Here is a 16,045-nt window from a genome sequence, read left to right on the forward strand (position 1 = left end):
TCGCGACGCCTGCGTCAGAGCGTTCCGTATCGTGAGCGACTGAACGGGACATTCTACTGATTTCGATCCAGAGCGCATGAGCGACCGCGACGAGGCCCTGAAGCAGAACCGCCGCGCGTGGGACGCGCTGGTGTCGAAAAAGGATCGATTCACCCGTCCGGTCAAGGATGAGGACCTGCACGATCCGCTGGCGACGATCGACGGGATCGGCTGGCTGGGCGGATCGCTCGCGGGGAAGGACGTGCTCTGCCTGGCGGCGGGAGGGGGCAAGCACTCCGCGCTCTACGCACAAGCCGGGGCGAACGTCACGGTGGTCGATCTCAGCCCCGCGATGCTGGTGCTCGATCGCGAGGTCGCGGCGGAACGCGGACTTCCCGTTCGTGCCGTCGAAGCGTCAATGGACGACCTGTCGGCGCTCGACAGCGCCTCGTTCGACGTCGTGATTCATCCGGTCAGCACGTGCTACCTGCCGGGCATCGCGGCGACGTATGCGGAAGTCGCCCGCGTCACGCGTCCTGACGGCGTCTACGTCAGCCAGCACAAGCAGCCGACGAGTCTCCAGACGAGCCAGCGTCCCGACGGCGGCGCCTATCGGCTGGAGACGCCGTACTACACGACCGATCCGCTGCCGAACGTCGTGGGAAGTCGCCTGCGGGAGGAGGGGACGCGGGAGTTCCTGCACCGCTGGGAGGACCTGATCGGCGGGCTCTGTCGGGCGGGCTTCTGGATCGAGGATCTGATCGAGCCCCTTCACGCCCGCCCGGACGCAGCGCCGGGGGAGTTCGGCCATCGTTGTCGCTACGCCGCGCCTTACGTCCGGATCAAGGCCCGCCGCCGCTCGGACGTCGCGGCGAAACCGAGTGTCCGGACGCTGTGGCTGCCGGAATGAGCTCCCGTGCCCGCGGATCGCGAGCGATCGGTTCGGCCCCGGCGGCGCCGCGATCTAACCGTCCGCACGGGGGAGAAGCGGCGGGCCGATTTTTCGTCACAAACCGCACAGCCCGTTCTCATTTCCCGCCGCAAAGCCTGTAATAGGTGGAGGCGATCGACGAGCGTCGTCGCCGCCGACCACATCCGGGAGTCGCCGCACATGTTTCCCCCCCGCTTCGCTTCGCTCGCAATCCTGACTGCCGCGACGCTCGCCGTCGGCGCTTCGTCGCGGGCCGACACGTTCCGTCGACTGCCTGGCGACGTCGTCAGCGTCGTCGACTGCGTCTCGTCCGCGGATGTCGTGGTCGGCGACGTGGAATATCCGCAGTCGGTCCGGGCGTATCGCTGGTCCGTCCAGGAAGGCCTCACCGTCGTCGGCACGCGCGGCACGTCGAGCCATGCCGCCGCCGTCAGTGCAGACGGCCTGACCGTCGTCGGTTCGTTCGTGAAGAACGGCCAGACCTCGGCTTTCGTCTGGAAGAAGCCGACGGGTTGTCTGGATATCGGGGGGCTGGGCGGCTCCTACGCGGTCGCGAACGACGTCTCCGCAGCCGGGACCGCGATCGTCGGAACCGCGGAGACGGTCGACGGCGCGCTGCACGCGTTTCGCGCGACGTTCTCGCAGGCGAAGCTGCAGAACCTGACCGATCTCGGAACGCTCGGCGGAGTCGCGTCGGAAGCGCTGCTGGTCTCCGCCGACGGACAGACCGTGATCGGTCGCTCCCAAGTTGTCGGCGGAGCATGGCATCTGTTCGTCTGGACCGAAGCACGCGGCATGATCGACCTGGGAGCGTTCGAGGGCAGGAATCTCAACGTCGAGGACGCGACGGACGACGCTTCCGTCATCGTCGGCAGCGCGCAGAACGCCGACGGCGTCTTCGTGCCGTTCATCGCGACGCCCTCGACTCGCGTCACCCGCATCTACAACGTCGGCGACTTCCCGGGCAGCGCCGATCTGGTCAGCTCCGATGGGGCGTTCATCTTCGGAGAGGTCAGCGTCCGGGGCTTGACGCCTCGCCAGGCGTTCCGCTCGCGACTTCCGAGCCTGTCCGTCCTGAACCTCGGCGGCCTGACCAATGTCCGCAGCTCGTTCGTCAGCTCCGCGAGCGACGACGGGCAAGTCATCGGCGGAGAAGCTCAAAACCGAAAGGGGAGGCTCGAAGGCTTCCTCCGCGTGCAGGGGATGGAGCAGGGCAAGCTCACGTCCGTCGATCGGGCGCTCAACAAGGTCTTCGAGAACGGCGCGCTGCCGAAGCTGCACTTCGTCGACGTTCCCTGCATATCGGCAGACGGAAAGACGATCGTCGCGAAGGCCAGCGTCAAAGGATCGACGAAGGTCTCGTTCGTGCATGCCCAGATCGACGCCTATCCCTCGGTCATCGACGAGCGTTACTTCTACACGCGTCCCTGGAGCGGGGAGATCGCCGCATACGTCGAACTGGCGTTCATCTACGCCGACGCGCTCAATCAGACGTACGGCCCGGTCGGTCCGGTTTATTACTCGTACGTCTACGCCGAGTACGCCCGCCAGTACCAGGCGCTCTGCACCGCGCTGATTGCGGACGGCATCGACGATGCGGCGACCGTCGGTCAGTACATCGAGTACCGCGCGGCCGGGACCGCGTACAGCTACTACAACTTTTACTTCGCCTACTACGACATCTACCTGGCGACGGGCGGGTCCGCGGTTTACTCCGACGAAGCCGCGGCGAACGCCTACGCGGCGTACTACTACCAGCAGGCCGATCTGGACGACCTGACCGACGACGAATAAGCGGATCCGTTCGCTCAGTCGCTATCCATCAACCCACCGAAGAGCCCGAGACGCCGTGCGTCTCGGGCTTTTGCTTGCGCATTGCTTCACACGGGCTTTTCGCGATCCCGTTCGAGACATCGGCGCTCCCTTTGCACGACGATTCAGGCGAAGGGTTCGTCCTCTTCTGGCTCGTATCGTCGAAAGGAGAACGTCATGCCGGCTGCCTGGTCGAAAAAAGATGAACGGATGTACGAACACGTCAAGGAAAGTTCGAGGGACCGCGGCGCCTCGAACGACCGCGCTGAGGAGATCGCCGGGCGCACGGTCAACAAGCATCGCCGCGAAGAGGGCCGCAAGCCGAACAAGACGACGCAGGGGACCGGCAATCCGAACCGTCCGCTCGAGGAGCGATCGAAGCAGGAACTCTACAACCGGGCCAAATCGCTCGACATCGCCGGCCGCAGCAAGATGAGCAAGGGCGAACTGGCCGAGGCGATCCGCGGCAAGCGGTGAGTTCGCTGATTCCCGAGCAAGCGGAAGGTGATAGCCCTCCGAGGCACGTCCGCCCGGTCGTAAATTCTCAGTCGCTTCCTGCCGGTCGTGCTGGTCGTGTCGAACGCGCTGTCGAGGAGGCCTGCCGATCGGGAAGAGAGCGCCGCCTGCGCTTCCGAGGCGCCGCGGAGCGGACTACCTTGAAAGCGACGCTTGCCCCGCCCTGATTCGAGGGGCCCTGATTCGCAGGGCCCCGATTCGAAGGGCCCGGACGGAGAATCCGGACGGTACGGAAGGGGCGAGACGGTTTCGAATCCGCGGAGCGCGTGCCGATGATCTTCCCCTGGCGTCTCCGGCCTCGCCGACCGGTGTGGCTCGACGAGATCGAATCGGCCCCGCTCGAGAATTATCAGAAGACCCAGCTCAAGGTCACTCTCGAAGAGATCGAGCGGCTCTTTCCCGATCCCGTCCAGCGGGCGAAGGTCCGCGTCCTCGACATCGGGTGCAACCCGCTGCAGGATCGCCTGCTGTCGAAGTACGTCGGCCACGTCACCGGCACCAACCTCGGCGGCATGGAGACCGAGGCCTCGGACGAGCGCACCAGCTTCCTCAACAGCGCCGAGCGGGAACTGCCGCTGGTGGAGGGGTCGGTCGACTTCGCCTTCTCGCTCAACATCATGGAGCATCTCGCCGACACCCGGGCGATGATCGCGGAGCATGTCCGCGTCGTGAAGCCTGGCGGCTACGGCTTCATCGACTGGGCCTGCAGTTGGGGAAGCCCCAGCGGCCACCATATCTTCGAAGCGATGGTCCGCTACTGGGAGACCGTTTTCGAGATGCCGCAGACCGCGTTCAAGGACGGCGGCGAATTCGTTCCCGACTGGGGCCATCTGCTCCTGACGCCCGACGAAATGCGGGCGCACGTCCAGAAGCGGCTCGGCCCCGGGACCGAGAAGCTGGTCGATTACATCGTTTTCTCGATCTACGACCGGGTCGATCAGTACGGCCTGTCGCGGCTCTTCCTGGACGACGTGATGGAGATCATCCGTTCGTTCGACGTCGAGATCGTCGAGGTCAAGAACGAATCGATGCCGGCGCCGAAGCCGCTCAAGCTCGCGCTCGAAACGATCCACGGCGAACACGACTTCGAGACGTATCACACCACCGTCACGTTCCGCAAACCGGCCAGCGACGTCGCCGCCGCGCGGAAGGCCGCCGACCGCATGGTCGCGACGTCGTGACGCTCGCCTGACAGACCTCTCGCACGAACGCTTCCCGATGCTGTTTCGCCGTCAACCGAAGAACGTCGCGCCGCCCCGTCCGGTCTGGATGGACCAGATCGACGCCGCGGATCTCTACGAGTTCCAGCGGGTTCAGCTCGCCGGCACGATCAAGGTGCTGGAGGAGCTCTATCCCAAGGCCGGCGATCGCGAGCGCGTGGAAGCCCTCGACATCGGGTGCAATCCGACGCAGGATCGCATCCTGTCGCAGTTCGTCAAGCACGTCACCGGCTGCAACGTCGGCGGGATGGAGAACGTCCCGGGCGACGCCAAAACCGCCTTCGTCAACAGCGGCGAGGTCGAGCTTCCGTTTCCGGACGACACGTTCGACTTCGCTTACTCGCTTTCGGTGATGGAGCACCTCAAGGACACGCGGGCCGTCATGGCCGAGCATGTCCGCGTGCTCAAGCCGGGCGGCTACGGCTACGTCGAGTGGTGCTGCCAGTGGGGCTGCTACGCGGGGCACCACATCTTCGCCATCCTGGTGCGCGACTGGGAAAAGCATCTCAAGCTGCCACAGTCGCCCTTCGAGGACGGCGGCGACTTCGTCCCCGACTGGGGGCATCTCCTGCTGACGCCCGACGAGATGCGCAAGCTGCTCTGCAGGAAGCTCGGCGCCGGGTACGAGAAGCTGGCCGACCTGATCGTGGACGTGATTTACTTCCGCACCGACGAGCATGGCCTGGCGCGACTCTACCTGGGCGAGGTGATGGACATCATCCGCTCCTTCGACGTCGAGATCGTCGAATTCACGCGGCAGGAAGTGAAGGCGCCCAAGGCCGTAAAGGAGATCCTTCGCGCCAAGCACGGCGACCACGACTACGACGCCCACTACGCCAAGGTCATCTTCCGCAAGCGGGGCGGCGGCGAGAAGTCAGGCGAACAGAAGGCTACCGCCCACCGCGTCGCGGAAGTCGCCAACTGATCGTGCGATCGCGAACCTCAGTGGTCGCTCACTATCGAACGAGCAGTACCTAAACGAACATGCCCACGTTGCTGACGCGACGTGGGCATGACGCACTGTTAGGTGGCGCGAACACGGAGGGCTTATACCCTCCGCTCGCCTGTTGCAGACTTGATCACGCGCCCGACGGACGGGGACGATTGCTGCGAGGGCGTCCGCTGTTGGAAGACGCGCCGCCGCCGTATCCGCCCTGAGGCTTCGGGCCGCCGCTGCTCGCGCCGGAGCGCTTGGCGGCCTTCCTGGCCCGGGGACGCGAACTGCCGTAGACGCCGTCCCCCGCAGCGGCAGGAGCGCCGGAGGTCGCCGCGACGGGACGCGGCTTGGCCGCGGGCTTCTTGCCGAAGGCACGCTTGCCGTTGGGAGTCGTCGGTTCGCTGAAGGCACGCGGAGCGCGACCTTCGCCCGACTGACCCGCGGAGGAGCCGCCGTTCATCGTCGCCGCCTGCATTTCGCGACGACCGCCGGTGAAGCCGCTCTTCCGACGGACGCCCTGGAAGTTCTTCGGACGAACCTCGGCCTGGCGAACCTGCACGGCCGGGGCCTCGAAGCCTTCGACCTGCTGCACGAGGACCCGCTTGCCCAGGAAGCGCTCGATGTCCATCAGCGCCTTACGCTCGTCGGGAGCGCAGAAGGCGATCGCCTTGCCCGTCGCTCCGGCCCGGCCCGTGCGTCCGATGCGATGGACGTACGTTTCCGGTTCCGTCGGCAGGTCGTAATTGAAGACGTGCGAAACGTCTTCGACGTCCAGCCCGCGGGCGGCCAGGTCGGTCGCGACCAGAACCGGAGGCCGGTTCGAACGGAACGCGTCGAGCGTCCGCTGCCGGGCGTTCTGGCTCTTGTTACCGTGCATCGCCTCGGCCGGGATGCCGGCTTTGACGAGTTGCTTGGCGACGCGATCGGCGCCGTGCTTGGTGCGGGTGAAGACGACCGCGCGGGAGACCGCCTCGTTCTGGATCATCGAAACGATCAGATCGGGCTTTTCCTGCTGATGGACATGCACGACCGACGTTTCGACCAGCGGCTCGCGATGCTTCTGCGGCTCGATCCGAATCCGGACCGGCTTGTGCAGCAGCGTGTTGGCCAGCTTCTCGATCGGGCCCGGCATCGTGGCCGAGAACATCGCCGTCTGGCGCTGCTCGGGCAGCCAGCTCGCGATCCGCTGCACCTCGGGCAGGAAGCCCATGTCCAGCATGCGGTCGGCCTCGTCGACGACGAAGATTTCGACCCGACTGAAGTCGACCAGGCCCTGATTCTTCAGGTCGGCCAGACGTCCCGGCGTGGCGACGAGGATATCGACGCCCTGTTGCAGGGCGCGAACCTGATTGCCCTGTCCGACGCCGCCCATCACGACCGCGCTGCGCAGGTGAACGCCGCCGCCGTAGGTCGTGAAACTGTCGCGGATCTGGATCGCCAGCTCGCGCGTCGGCGCAAGAATCAGCGCCCGAATGAACCGCTTCCCATGGCGCGGGGGAACGCCCCCCTCGATCAGGCGATGGAGCACCGGCAGCGCGAACGCGGCGGTCTTGCCCGTACCCGTCTGGGCACAGCCCAGCAGGTCGGCGCCTTGCACGAGCGGCAGAATGGCCTGCGCCTGAATCGGCGTGGGCGTTTCGTAACCTTCGGCGGTAACGGCACGAAGGAGAGGCTCGGCCAAGCCGAGCGAAGCGAACGTCGTCAAAATTCTGGTCCTAGAGGTCGCGGCCCCAGGCTTCGGACCGGCTGGGCCTTAGAGGCTGCCGATGCGTCGCAAGTTACGTGGCGACCGAGAGTTCCAGGACCGAATTAGCGGGACGCGACCTCGCGTCCTCCGAAAAAGCCATTGGACCTGGCGATAATCCGCAGGCTCAGACGGCCAGGAGGATCAACGGCGAAATCTTAACCGCAGCGGACAAGTTCGTCCAGCCTGACGTTTTCGGATAGCGCCGCTTCCGAATCTGCAAGATCGCGGAGCGTAAGCCGATTCGCCATGTGTTTAGGCGTCGTCGGGTACCTCTGGCCAGCTTCGCGCCTACCCTGCCTGCGGAGAATGGTTTCCCTTCCGCCCGACCCTGAGGCTCGATGTCGCCCGCTGACGAACCGCTTACCCCGGCTTATTTGAATCGAACGCTCTGGGCGGTCGGCATCGCGACGGCGATTCTCCTGGCAGTCGCGCTGGGGGTTACGTCGTTCGTTTACGCGACCCAGCTTTTCTTTCTGCTCTTCACTTCGATCCTGTTCGCGATCGTGCTGAACCGGATTAGCTTCTGGGTCGCCTCGGTCACCCCGCTCTCGCGCGGCTGGGCGCTCGGCCTGGTTCTGACGATTCTGCTGGCGGCGTTCGTCGGAGGCGGCATCTTCTTCGGGATGCAGATCCGGGAGCAAGTCGTCCAGGCGTCGAAGCAATTCGACGAAGCCGCAGCGAAGGCGGACGAACTGCTCCGAAAGCGGCCCCTGCTTCGCTCCATCGCGACGTCGCTTCCGCTCGTCGGGCCGACGCTCGAACAGGGCCAGGCGGTCCTTCCGCCCTCCCTGGGAGGGACCTCGGCGACGTCGCCTTCAGCGGACGATTCCGGCAATCCGGTCGGCGAAGAGGGCAGCGACGGGGGCGAGGACGAGAACGGCAGGAATCAGAGCGACCCGGTCGAAGAAACCGGCGGACAGCCACGTGAAGGCGCTTCCGCCGACGAAGAGCCTGCCGCCGCAGCGACCGGCGGCCGAGCCGAGGGGGACGGGTCCGACAGAGGCGACGACGAGCAGGCGTCCTCTCCCGAGTGGATGCCGAGCGTAGGCAGAGTGACGGCCGCGGTGATGCAGACGTTCTCGACCGCGTTCGGGATCGGGTTGAACCTGTTGATCGTGCTCGCGGTGACGGTCTTCCTCGCGACCGATCCCAAGCTCTACCGATTCGGCCTGATTCGCCTGTTTCCGAAGTCGCGTCGCCCGCGATTCGGTGACTTACTCGATCGGCTGGAGTCGACGCTCTGGAGTTGGGCGCTGGGGCGAATGGCGACGATGGCGATCACCGGGTCCGCGACCGGGGCCATTCTGTGGATCCTGGGCGTCCCGCTCCCCTTCATGATGGGCCTGATTACCGGGCTGCTGGCGTTCATCCCGAACATCGGCGGCCTGATCGCGGTGACGCTCGCGTCGCTGCTGGCGCTGCCGCAGGGACTTTCGACCGTCGCGTGGGTGATCGGCCTCTACTGCGCGATGCAGCTTGTCGAGAGCTACGTCCTCACGCCGCTGATCCAGAAGCGGCAGGTCTCGCTGCCGCCCGCGCTGCTGATCGCGTTTCAGGCGTTCATGGGCCTGATCTTCGGCTTCCTCGGCCTGATGGTCGCTTCGCCGCTGCTCGCCGTCGGCATGGTCGTCGTGAACCAGCTTTACGTGAAAGACGCCCTCGGCGACGAGGACGCGCCGGAGATTTCGGGTTAGGTGCGCTCGGCGATTCGTCGGGGGCGGACGAGCGTTCGGTCGACCTCAGAAGTGATGAACTCCAACGAGACAGCTGCCGGGATGCCGCACGGCGGTCGCTAACCACCCGCGGATATCTGCGAGAGCTTCGGCGACTTCGGGGTCGGTCTCTCCGGCGAACCAGCGTCGAACGAGGCCGAACCGCGTTTCGAGCGCGTGGTGCGACTGGGCGATCGTGCCGGGCGGCCACCAGCCGGGCGAAGGAAAGCAGTCGACGATCGGTACGGGAAAGACGGGGCCGCCGCAGGTCAGCCGATCGAGGGTCGCGGTCGCGTGATGCGAGGTAAGCGCGGCGTCGAGCTTCGCGAAGTAAGCCTCGGATTCGGCGATCGGCGACCAGTTTCCGCAGCGCTCGAACGCCAGGGCGCCGCAGATCAGTTCGTAAGCGTGGACATAGACCTGCCCGACCTCCCGGTCGAGCGGAGCGCCCTCGACGATCTGCCGCACCGCGTCCGCCGCCGGCAGGAAGTAAGGATAAACCTCGTCCTCGACGCACTGATGCGAGGCCGCGTCGATTTCCGCCATCGCGCGCGAAGATCCGTCCGCGATCCGCTGCAGCAACGCCGCATCGCCCGAGCCGGGAACCCGCTTCAGCGCTTCGAGCGGGACGCAATAAACGTGCAGTGACGTGCTCACCCGAATGACTCCGCCGCCGCTCGCGATCCGACTCCAGCGGCTCGCAGGATAGCGGATCGCGTCGCTCGCATCGACATCGCATCGACAAGGTCCGGCTCTCCCGGCCCGCCAACTTCCGGCGATTGGAGCGTCCGGCTAAAATCGCTCCCTTTCCCCCGGCCCTCCCGCAGGGGGCGCGAACCGCGGGGCGATTCAGGCCGTCCGGTCGAGCGAACCGCTCCCGTGACGACCGCCGTCGCCTCTCCCCGTCGCCCCCTTCAGCGTCAGCACGCTCTCCGCCACATGACCTCCATTCTGAACAAGTACAGCCGTCGGATCACGCAGCCCAAGAGCCAGGGGGCGTCGCAGGCGATGCTCTACGGCACGGGCATGACCGAAGAGGATATGCAGAAGCCGCAGGTCGGCATCGCCAGCGTCTGGTACGAGGGCAACACCTGCAACATGCACCTCAACAAGCTGGCCGAGTACGTCAAGGAGGGCGTCGTCGGCGCCGGCATGGTCGGGATGCGGTTCAACACCGTCGGCGTCAGCGACGGCATCTCGATGGGCACCGAGGGGATGAGTTTCTCCCTGCAGTCCCGCGACCTGATCGCCGACTCGATCGAAACCGTCATGGGAGGGCAGTGGTACGATGCCCTCGTCGCGCTTCCAGGCTGCGACAAGAACATGCCCGGCTGCCTGATGGCGATGGGGCGCCTGAATCGCCCCGCGATCATGGTCTACGGCGGGACGATCCGCGCCGGCAAGCGAGCGGGCGACGACAAGCTCGACATCGTCTCCGCCTTCCAGTGCTACGGTCAGGCTTTGGCCGGGACGATCGACGAAACGACCCGCCAGGCGATCGTGCGGCACTCCTGTCCCGGCGCCGGCGCCTGCGGCGGGATGTATACCGCGAACACCATGGCCAGCGCGATCGAAGCGCTCGGCATGTCGCTGCCCTATAGCTCCTCGATTCCGGCGGAAGATCTCGACAAGATCAAGGAGTGCCGCGAAGCGGGCGCCCAGATCCTGAAGCTGCTGGAAGTGGACCTCAAGCCGCGGGACATCATGACCCGCGCTGCGTTCGAGAACGCGATGGTCACCGTCATGGCGCTGGGCGGTTCGACGAACGCCGTGCTGCACCTGATCGCGATGGCCCGCGCGGTCGACGTCTCGGTCACGATCGACGACTTCCAGTCGGTCAGCGATCGCGTGCCGTTCCTCGCCGATCTCAAGCCGAGCGGCAAGTTCGTGCAGGAAGACCTCCACGCCGTCGGCGGCACGCCCGCGGTGATGAAGTACCTGCTCGAAAAGGGGATGCTCGACGGTTCCTGCATGACCGTCACGGGCAAGACGATCGCCGAGAACCTGGCCGAGCTACCCGGCTTCGCCAAGGGGCAGAAGGTCTTCCACGGGATCGAGAACCCGATCAAGCCGACCGGTCACATCACGATCCTGCGCGGCAATCTCGCCCCCGAGGGCGCCGTCGCGAAGATCACCGGCAAGGAGGGCCTGGTCTTCACCGGTCGCGCCAACGTCTTCGACAGCGAAGAGGATATGCTCCACGCGTTGGAGGACGGCAAGATCCTCAAGGGGGATGTCGTGATCATCCGCTACGAAGGTCCCAAGGGCGGACCCGGCATGCCGGAGATGCTTACGCCCACCTCGGCGATCATGGGCGCGGGCCTGGGCGCCGACGTCGCGCTGCTCACGGACGGGCGCTTCTCGGGCGGTTCGCACGGCTTCATCGTCGGCCACATCGCGCCGGAGGCCCAGGAGGGCGGTCCGATCGCGCTCGTTCAGACGGGCGACAAGATCACGATCGACGCGCAGAAGCTGGCCATCGACGCGGACGTTTCCGCCGACGAGTTCCAGCGCCGCAAGGGCGCTTGGAAAGCGCCCGCCTACAAGGCGACCCGCGGCACGCTCTACAAGTACATCAAGAACGTGAAGAGCGCGTCCGAAGGCTGCGTCACGGACGAGTGACAGGAGACTCGGTTCGTTCGTGTGCATTCCCACAGCTCCGCGGGAACGGTGGGCATGTTACGGGCCGGCCGAACCGAGCATGCCCACGCTGCGTCGCGACGTGGGCATGGTACGCCGGATAAGTACGGAAGCTCCGCGAATCTCTACGCCAGGCGATCCCGCACGGCGTTCATCTTCGCCAGCCAGGCTTCCCGGTCGAGTTCCCACCAGTCGGGCTGCACCGCGAGGCAGGGACTAACCTCGCCGGAGAGCCACTCGCGGAGCAGCGGCTGCATCGCTTTGCGGCCGGGCGAGTCGGGCTCGTCGTCCGATCGCTTGCCTCGCATGATCCCGTGGACGAACTGGAAAACTTCGTCCAGCAGCGTGCAATCCGCCGCGGTCGCGAGCCAGTGCCGGATCGGCCTTTCGTGCCGCGCCACGGCGATGCGAAAGCCATGCTCGTGATAGTCCTCGGGCAACGGCTCCGCGGTCCCTTCGAACATCATTTCGTAGTCGTCGAAGAGATAGAACAAGTCCTCGGCGACGATGAACTGCACGCGCGAGACCGGATCCTCGTAAAGCGCGTCGATGAGAATGTCGAACGTCAGTTCGCCGGTCTGCTTGGTTCGAAGTTCCCGGCGAAGATCGTCACGATCCGTAAGCGATGCGACGTCGTCGAACGCCTCGTCCCCCACCATCGTGCCGCGAGCGTTGAAGGCCGTGTCGACCGCTGCGTACCGCGCTTGCCAATGAGGACTCTTCGCCCACTTCGCGATCAGGCGGGGAAGATCCGAGCGATACTCCAGCAGGATCGCCGCGACCGATGCCGCCGTCTCGACGACCTCCCAGCAGGGATGGAGCACGAACGGGGAGAGATACTCGGCGATCTCTTCGTACGATCTGGGTAGAAGTTCGCTCGTCGTCTTTCTCAGCGCCCGGTTCAGTTCCGCGGGTCGCTGCCACTCCGAGAGCGGAAGGCCGAGCGCCGACTTCCGGTCGTACTTTTCCTTGAGCTGCGCGAGCTGAGACTTCGCGTCGTCCAGTCGCGACTGAACGACGTCGATCTCCGCCCGCAGCTCCGCCGCATCGCCGAGCCACGAAAGGGCTGGGTCGCCCCGTCGCTCGCACTGGGCGGCGAACTCCAGCATGTCGAGCCGCAGGTAGGGCCATCGCGGATCGCGGAACGTCTCGGCGATCGACGCGAGCGGAAGCTTTTTCGGCAGCAGTTCGCCGGTGAGAGCCCCTTCCAGCAGGCACTCCCACAGGATCATGTGGTCGTTGTAGTCAGGGCTTCGGCTGAGCGTGGCCATCCCCTCGGCGAGATGGGCCCTGGCGTCCCGATCGACGCCCGGTTGCGACACGAGAAAGCGCCAGGCGTATCGCGCCCACTGTCGCAGGTTGTACGCGGCCATCGCTGCGTCTTCGTCGCGGTCGGCTTCGTCCGCCGACGCCGCGTCCTCTTCGGCCGAGCTGAAGCAGGAGACGATCTCGTGCCAGAGATCCGACCGACGGGGGTCGCGCGGCCGCGTCTTCAGGTAGGAATCGGCGATCGCGCGGCCCAGGACGTATCGCACGAGCAGATCGTCTGCATCGACTAGTTCCTGCCGGAGCTCGGGCCATAGTTCCAGGCGATGATCGAACAGGATTCGCGCGGGTCCGTAGAAGGCGGGGATCTCGCCGCAGCCGCGCTGCATGATCTTCGCCAGGCGCCGGGGATCGACGTTCAGCGCCATCTCGACGTCGCTCTCGCGCACGCGTTCGAGCGCGTAGAAGACGTTCTTGATCATCTGCTGCAGGCCGAGCGTGGTCTCCTCTTCCTTCTCTTCGTCGACGAACGTCTCGAGCACGTCGATCGCCAGGTCGAGGCGACCGGCGAGCAGCAGGTGCTGCAAACCGAACTCGCGAAGGTAAGGCACGCGGAGCGACTTCGCCCGGTGCAGTTCCGACTGAATCGCGCTGGCGATGCCGGCGTCCCCTTCGCTTTCGTCGATCTGGAACTCGCCCGCCTGGCGGAGCCACTTCCGCACGCCGTTGTGGAAGAAGTCGGTTCGTTCGACGCTGGAGAACGCTCCGCCGGTTCGCTGGGGCGGGATGGTCTGGAGGATGCCTTCGAGATTGCGTTTAATCTCCTGAAGAACCTTCGGCTCGAGCCCGGCCAGCGCCGAAAGCTCCGCATCCGAGAGGGGCCGCTTGGCGGCGGTCAGAACGGCGAGGAACCGCGACGCCGCGCGCCACGCCGGATCCTGCGGATTGCCGAAGCGACGACGCAGACGCTTCACGACGTAGTCGCCGATCGGCGGCGGATTTCGGATCATCTCCCGGAACGCGGCGGGATCGAGAGCCTCCGCTCCGACGTTCTCCGCTCCGGATGCTGATTCGAGGCGCCACGTCTGCCAGCTTTGCGAGAGCGTCCTCAGCATCCAGGCTGCGACCAGGAAGTTGCCTGCCGCGATCTGCATCACCGCATCGGTCGCCTCTTCCGGCGACGCCCCTGTCAGTCGAAAGAGTTCTGCATACGCGGGGTCGTGGAATCCAGGTTCGATGTACGACCTGAGGTCCGCCTGATGAGCCGGATCGCGAGGATCGATTTCCAGTTCGGTCCAACCCTGCAGCTTCAGATCGCTTCTCACGTAGTGCGTCTGCGCGGTCGCGACGACCCGCAGCCAGGGCGGAAAATCGTCGTGGCAGAGCCGAAGCAATTCCGGAATCGTCAGGCGCTCGTCGGAGAATTCCGGCGCCTCGTCCAGACCGTCTACCAGCAGAAACAGCGGCTCGGGCGGAGGGGGAAGAGCGGCCAGCGGCACGAGGACCGCCCGCTTGAAGATGCCGCCCGGATCGTCGATCGCCGCGTCGCGATGCTGAAAGAGCGACTTGATCTCCCGCCGGGAATCGATCGCCTTGCGATACTCGGGCAGTTCGGCGAACAGTTGAATCGCTACCGCGCGGACGAACTGGGCGACGTCCCAGGTCGCAGGAAACTCCCGAACGCAACGCCAGCAGGCCGCGACGCGCCGTCCGCTGTCGCGCACGATCCACTGGAGCAGCGACGTTTTGCCGATGCCGCCGACCCCATGGACGACCAGCCCGCAGTGAGCCGAAGAGCGTTCCTGGATCGTCTGCCACGCGGAGGGACGCGGTTGCAGAGGCGCCCCTTCCGCAGGCAGGAACTGCGACCGGTAAGCCCGCGCGTCCTCGACGATGAAGAGTTCCCGCCGCTCGAACGGCTTTCCTGCGAGCCCCTGCAGGATCTGCGGTCGCAACCGTTCCCACGCCGTGCGAAAGCGATGCTCCGCCTGGACGTCGTCGGGCGCAGGCGGAACGTCGGACCGCGTGCCGCCCTCCGGCGTGGGCCAGCAGGCGGAGAAGTCGACGAAGTCGATTCGCTCCAACTCCCGGACCGCTCGCTTGTGCTCGTTGTCGAACCGGACCTTCGACAACTCGTCGGCGTAGCGATCGTCCGCGACGACGGGGAGAATCTTCAGGCCGTGGGCCTGCGCATGAAGCAATTCCTTGAGGCACGTCCCGTCGAAACGGACCGCCTTCGGCGACAACAGGAAGATCGCGAACTTGCTGCCGTCGATGGCGTCTTCGATGACACGCAGGAAGTTCTCGCCCGGCGCGATGTTGGGGCGCCCCTCCTCGACCTCCTTGTCCCACCAGAGTTCGACGTCCAGCCCCTGCTCGTCGGCCAGTTCGCGAATCGCGTTGCGCAGACGATGCAGCAGCCAGGCGCCGTCGACGCGGGCGTAGCTGAAGAAGACCTTGGAACGGCGTTCCCGGGCGGCGGGCATCACGCAATCTCCCTGCGTTCGACGGACCTCCCATCGACGGAGACGATTGTATACTGCCTCGCGCACGAAAAAACGCCGACGACTGCGGGGAGTCGTCGGCGTTCGTATGTTTCGTGGATCTCGCGAGAACCGCGAGAGCGCCTACGCCACGTGGATCGACACGATGTCGGCAGCCTTTTCCGACTTGCCCAGCCAGGGTTCCCAGGGGCGGTCGAAGCGGGTTTCCCAGCGTGCGTCCGTGACGGTTCGCTTGCCGTTCGATTCGCCGGCAGGGGGCACAGCCACGCGGAACGGATGGGGCGTGCGGAAGTAGGCCCGCTCGTAGCGCTTGTCGTAACGCTGCGGCGCGGTCGCGCGTTCCTGATCCACCACGTGAATCGGACGATCTTCGCCGACGGCCTCCATGGCCCAGCGTCGCAGCAGGGCGGTGATCGCCTCGAAAGGCGTGCCGCCGGTCGCGTCGCGGACGACGTGCTTGGCCCGGCTCCAGATTTCGTCGCTGCGGGTCAGTTCCAGCAGTTCGTGACCCTTCCAGGTCAGACGAATGCAGACGTCTCCGTCGCTGGAGGCGCCGACGCACCGGGCGAGGCCGGCGTCGACGATCAGCCGGAGGTGGTACTGCACCTCGCGGGAGAAGACGTCCAGTTGATGATTCTCGTAGGCCTTGCCCTGGTCGGCGGCCTCGACGACCCGGAGCAGCGTCCGGACCAGATCCATGTCGCGTTTCATGATCGCGTTCCTTCGCGAAAACGGGAGTTCGACTCCTTTGGCAGAATCTTCCCCGAAGCGGCGGTCGGGG

11 protein-coding genes are annotated in these 16,045 nt (G+C 65.8%); 7 read left to right on the forward strand and 4 right to left on the reverse strand.

The features are described from left to right. The first annotated feature begins 76 nt into the window (after nt 1-76). The 5 genes from SH602x_RS15055 to SH602x_RS15075 all read left to right on the forward strand — a co-directional run bounded on the left by SH602x_RS15055 (nt 77) and on the right by SH602x_RS15075 (nt 5,383). Nucleotides 77-889: a class I SAM-dependent methyltransferase gene (locus SH602x_RS15055; protein WP_479473084.1), complete on the forward strand. Its 813-nt coding sequence runs from the start codon at nt 77-79 to the stop codon at nt 887-889. A 201-nt stretch (nt 890-1,090) separates the two neighbouring features. After that, nucleotides 1,091-2,704, forward strand: a complete 1,614-nt coding sequence (locus tag SH602x_RS15060; protein ID WP_479473085.1) for a hypothetical protein — start codon at nt 1,091-1,093, stop codon at nt 2,702-2,704. A gap of 195 nt (nt 2,705-2,899) precedes the next feature. Further along, complete coding sequence (locus tag SH602x_RS15065; protein WP_479473086.1) at nt 2,900-3,199, forward strand: Rho termination factor N-terminal domain-containing protein; 300 nt, start codon at nt 2,900-2,902, stop codon at nt 3,197-3,199. A gap of 311 nt (nt 3,200-3,510) precedes the next feature. Then, complete coding sequence (locus tag SH602x_RS15070) at nt 3,511-4,419, forward strand: class I SAM-dependent methyltransferase (protein ID WP_479473087.1); 909 nt, start codon at nt 3,511-3,513, stop codon at nt 4,417-4,419. A gap of 37 nt (nt 4,420-4,456) precedes the next feature. Beyond that, nucleotides 4,457-5,383 (forward strand): class I SAM-dependent methyltransferase, encoded by a 927-nt coding sequence (locus tag SH602x_RS15075; protein ID WP_479473088.1) that lies wholly within the window; start codon nt 4,457-4,459, stop codon nt 5,381-5,383. Nucleotides 5,384-5,537: 154 nt separating this feature from the next. Here the strand turns inward: SH602x_RS15075 and SH602x_RS15080 are convergent, their stop codons facing one another. Continuing rightward, nucleotides 5,538-7,076 (reverse strand): DEAD/DEAH box helicase, encoded by a 1,539-nt coding sequence (locus SH602x_RS15080; protein WP_479473089.1) that lies wholly within the window; start codon nt 7,074-7,076, stop codon nt 5,538-5,540. A gap of 404 nt (nt 7,077-7,480) precedes the next feature. On the opposite strand from SH602x_RS15080, the gene SH602x_RS15085 reads away from it, so the two are divergent. Continuing rightward, on the forward strand, nt 7,481-8,836 hold the full coding sequence (locus tag SH602x_RS15085; RefSeq protein ID WP_479473090.1) for an AI-2E family transporter: 1,356 nt from the start codon (nt 7,481-7,483) through the stop codon (nt 8,834-8,836). Between the two features lie 45 nt (nt 8,837-8,881). Here the strand turns inward: SH602x_RS15085 and SH602x_RS15090 are convergent, their stop codons facing one another. Next, nucleotides 8,882-9,511, reverse strand: coding sequence for a DUF7691 family protein (locus SH602x_RS15090; RefSeq protein ID WP_479473091.1), 630 nt, complete (start codon nt 9,509-9,511; stop codon nt 8,882-8,884). 282 nt (nt 9,512-9,793) lie between these two features. Here SH602x_RS15090 and ilvD point away from each other — a divergent pair, with 282 nt between their 5' ends. Further along, nucleotides 9,794-11,476, forward strand: coding sequence for a dihydroxy-acid dehydratase (ilvD, locus tag SH602x_RS15095; RefSeq protein ID WP_479473092.1), 1,683 nt, complete (start codon nt 9,794-9,796; stop codon nt 11,474-11,476). Nucleotides 11,477-11,619: 143 nt separating this feature from the next. On the opposite strand, the gene SH602x_RS15100 is transcribed toward ilvD, so the two are convergent. Both SH602x_RS15100 and SH602x_RS15105 read right to left on the reverse strand, forming a co-directional pair. Then, nucleotides 11,620-15,246, reverse strand: coding sequence for a toll/interleukin-1 receptor domain-containing protein (locus SH602x_RS15100; RefSeq protein WP_479473093.1), 3,627 nt, complete (start codon nt 15,244-15,246; stop codon nt 11,620-11,622). Between the two features lie 141 nt (nt 15,247-15,387). Further along, on the reverse strand, nt 15,388-15,975 hold the full coding sequence (locus SH602x_RS15105) for a DUF2513 domain-containing protein (protein ID WP_479473094.1): 588 nt from the start codon (nt 15,973-15,975) through the stop codon (nt 15,388-15,390). Nucleotides 15,976-16,045: the final 70 nt, after the last annotated feature.

This window comes from Lignipirellula cremea, assembly GCF_056501455.1.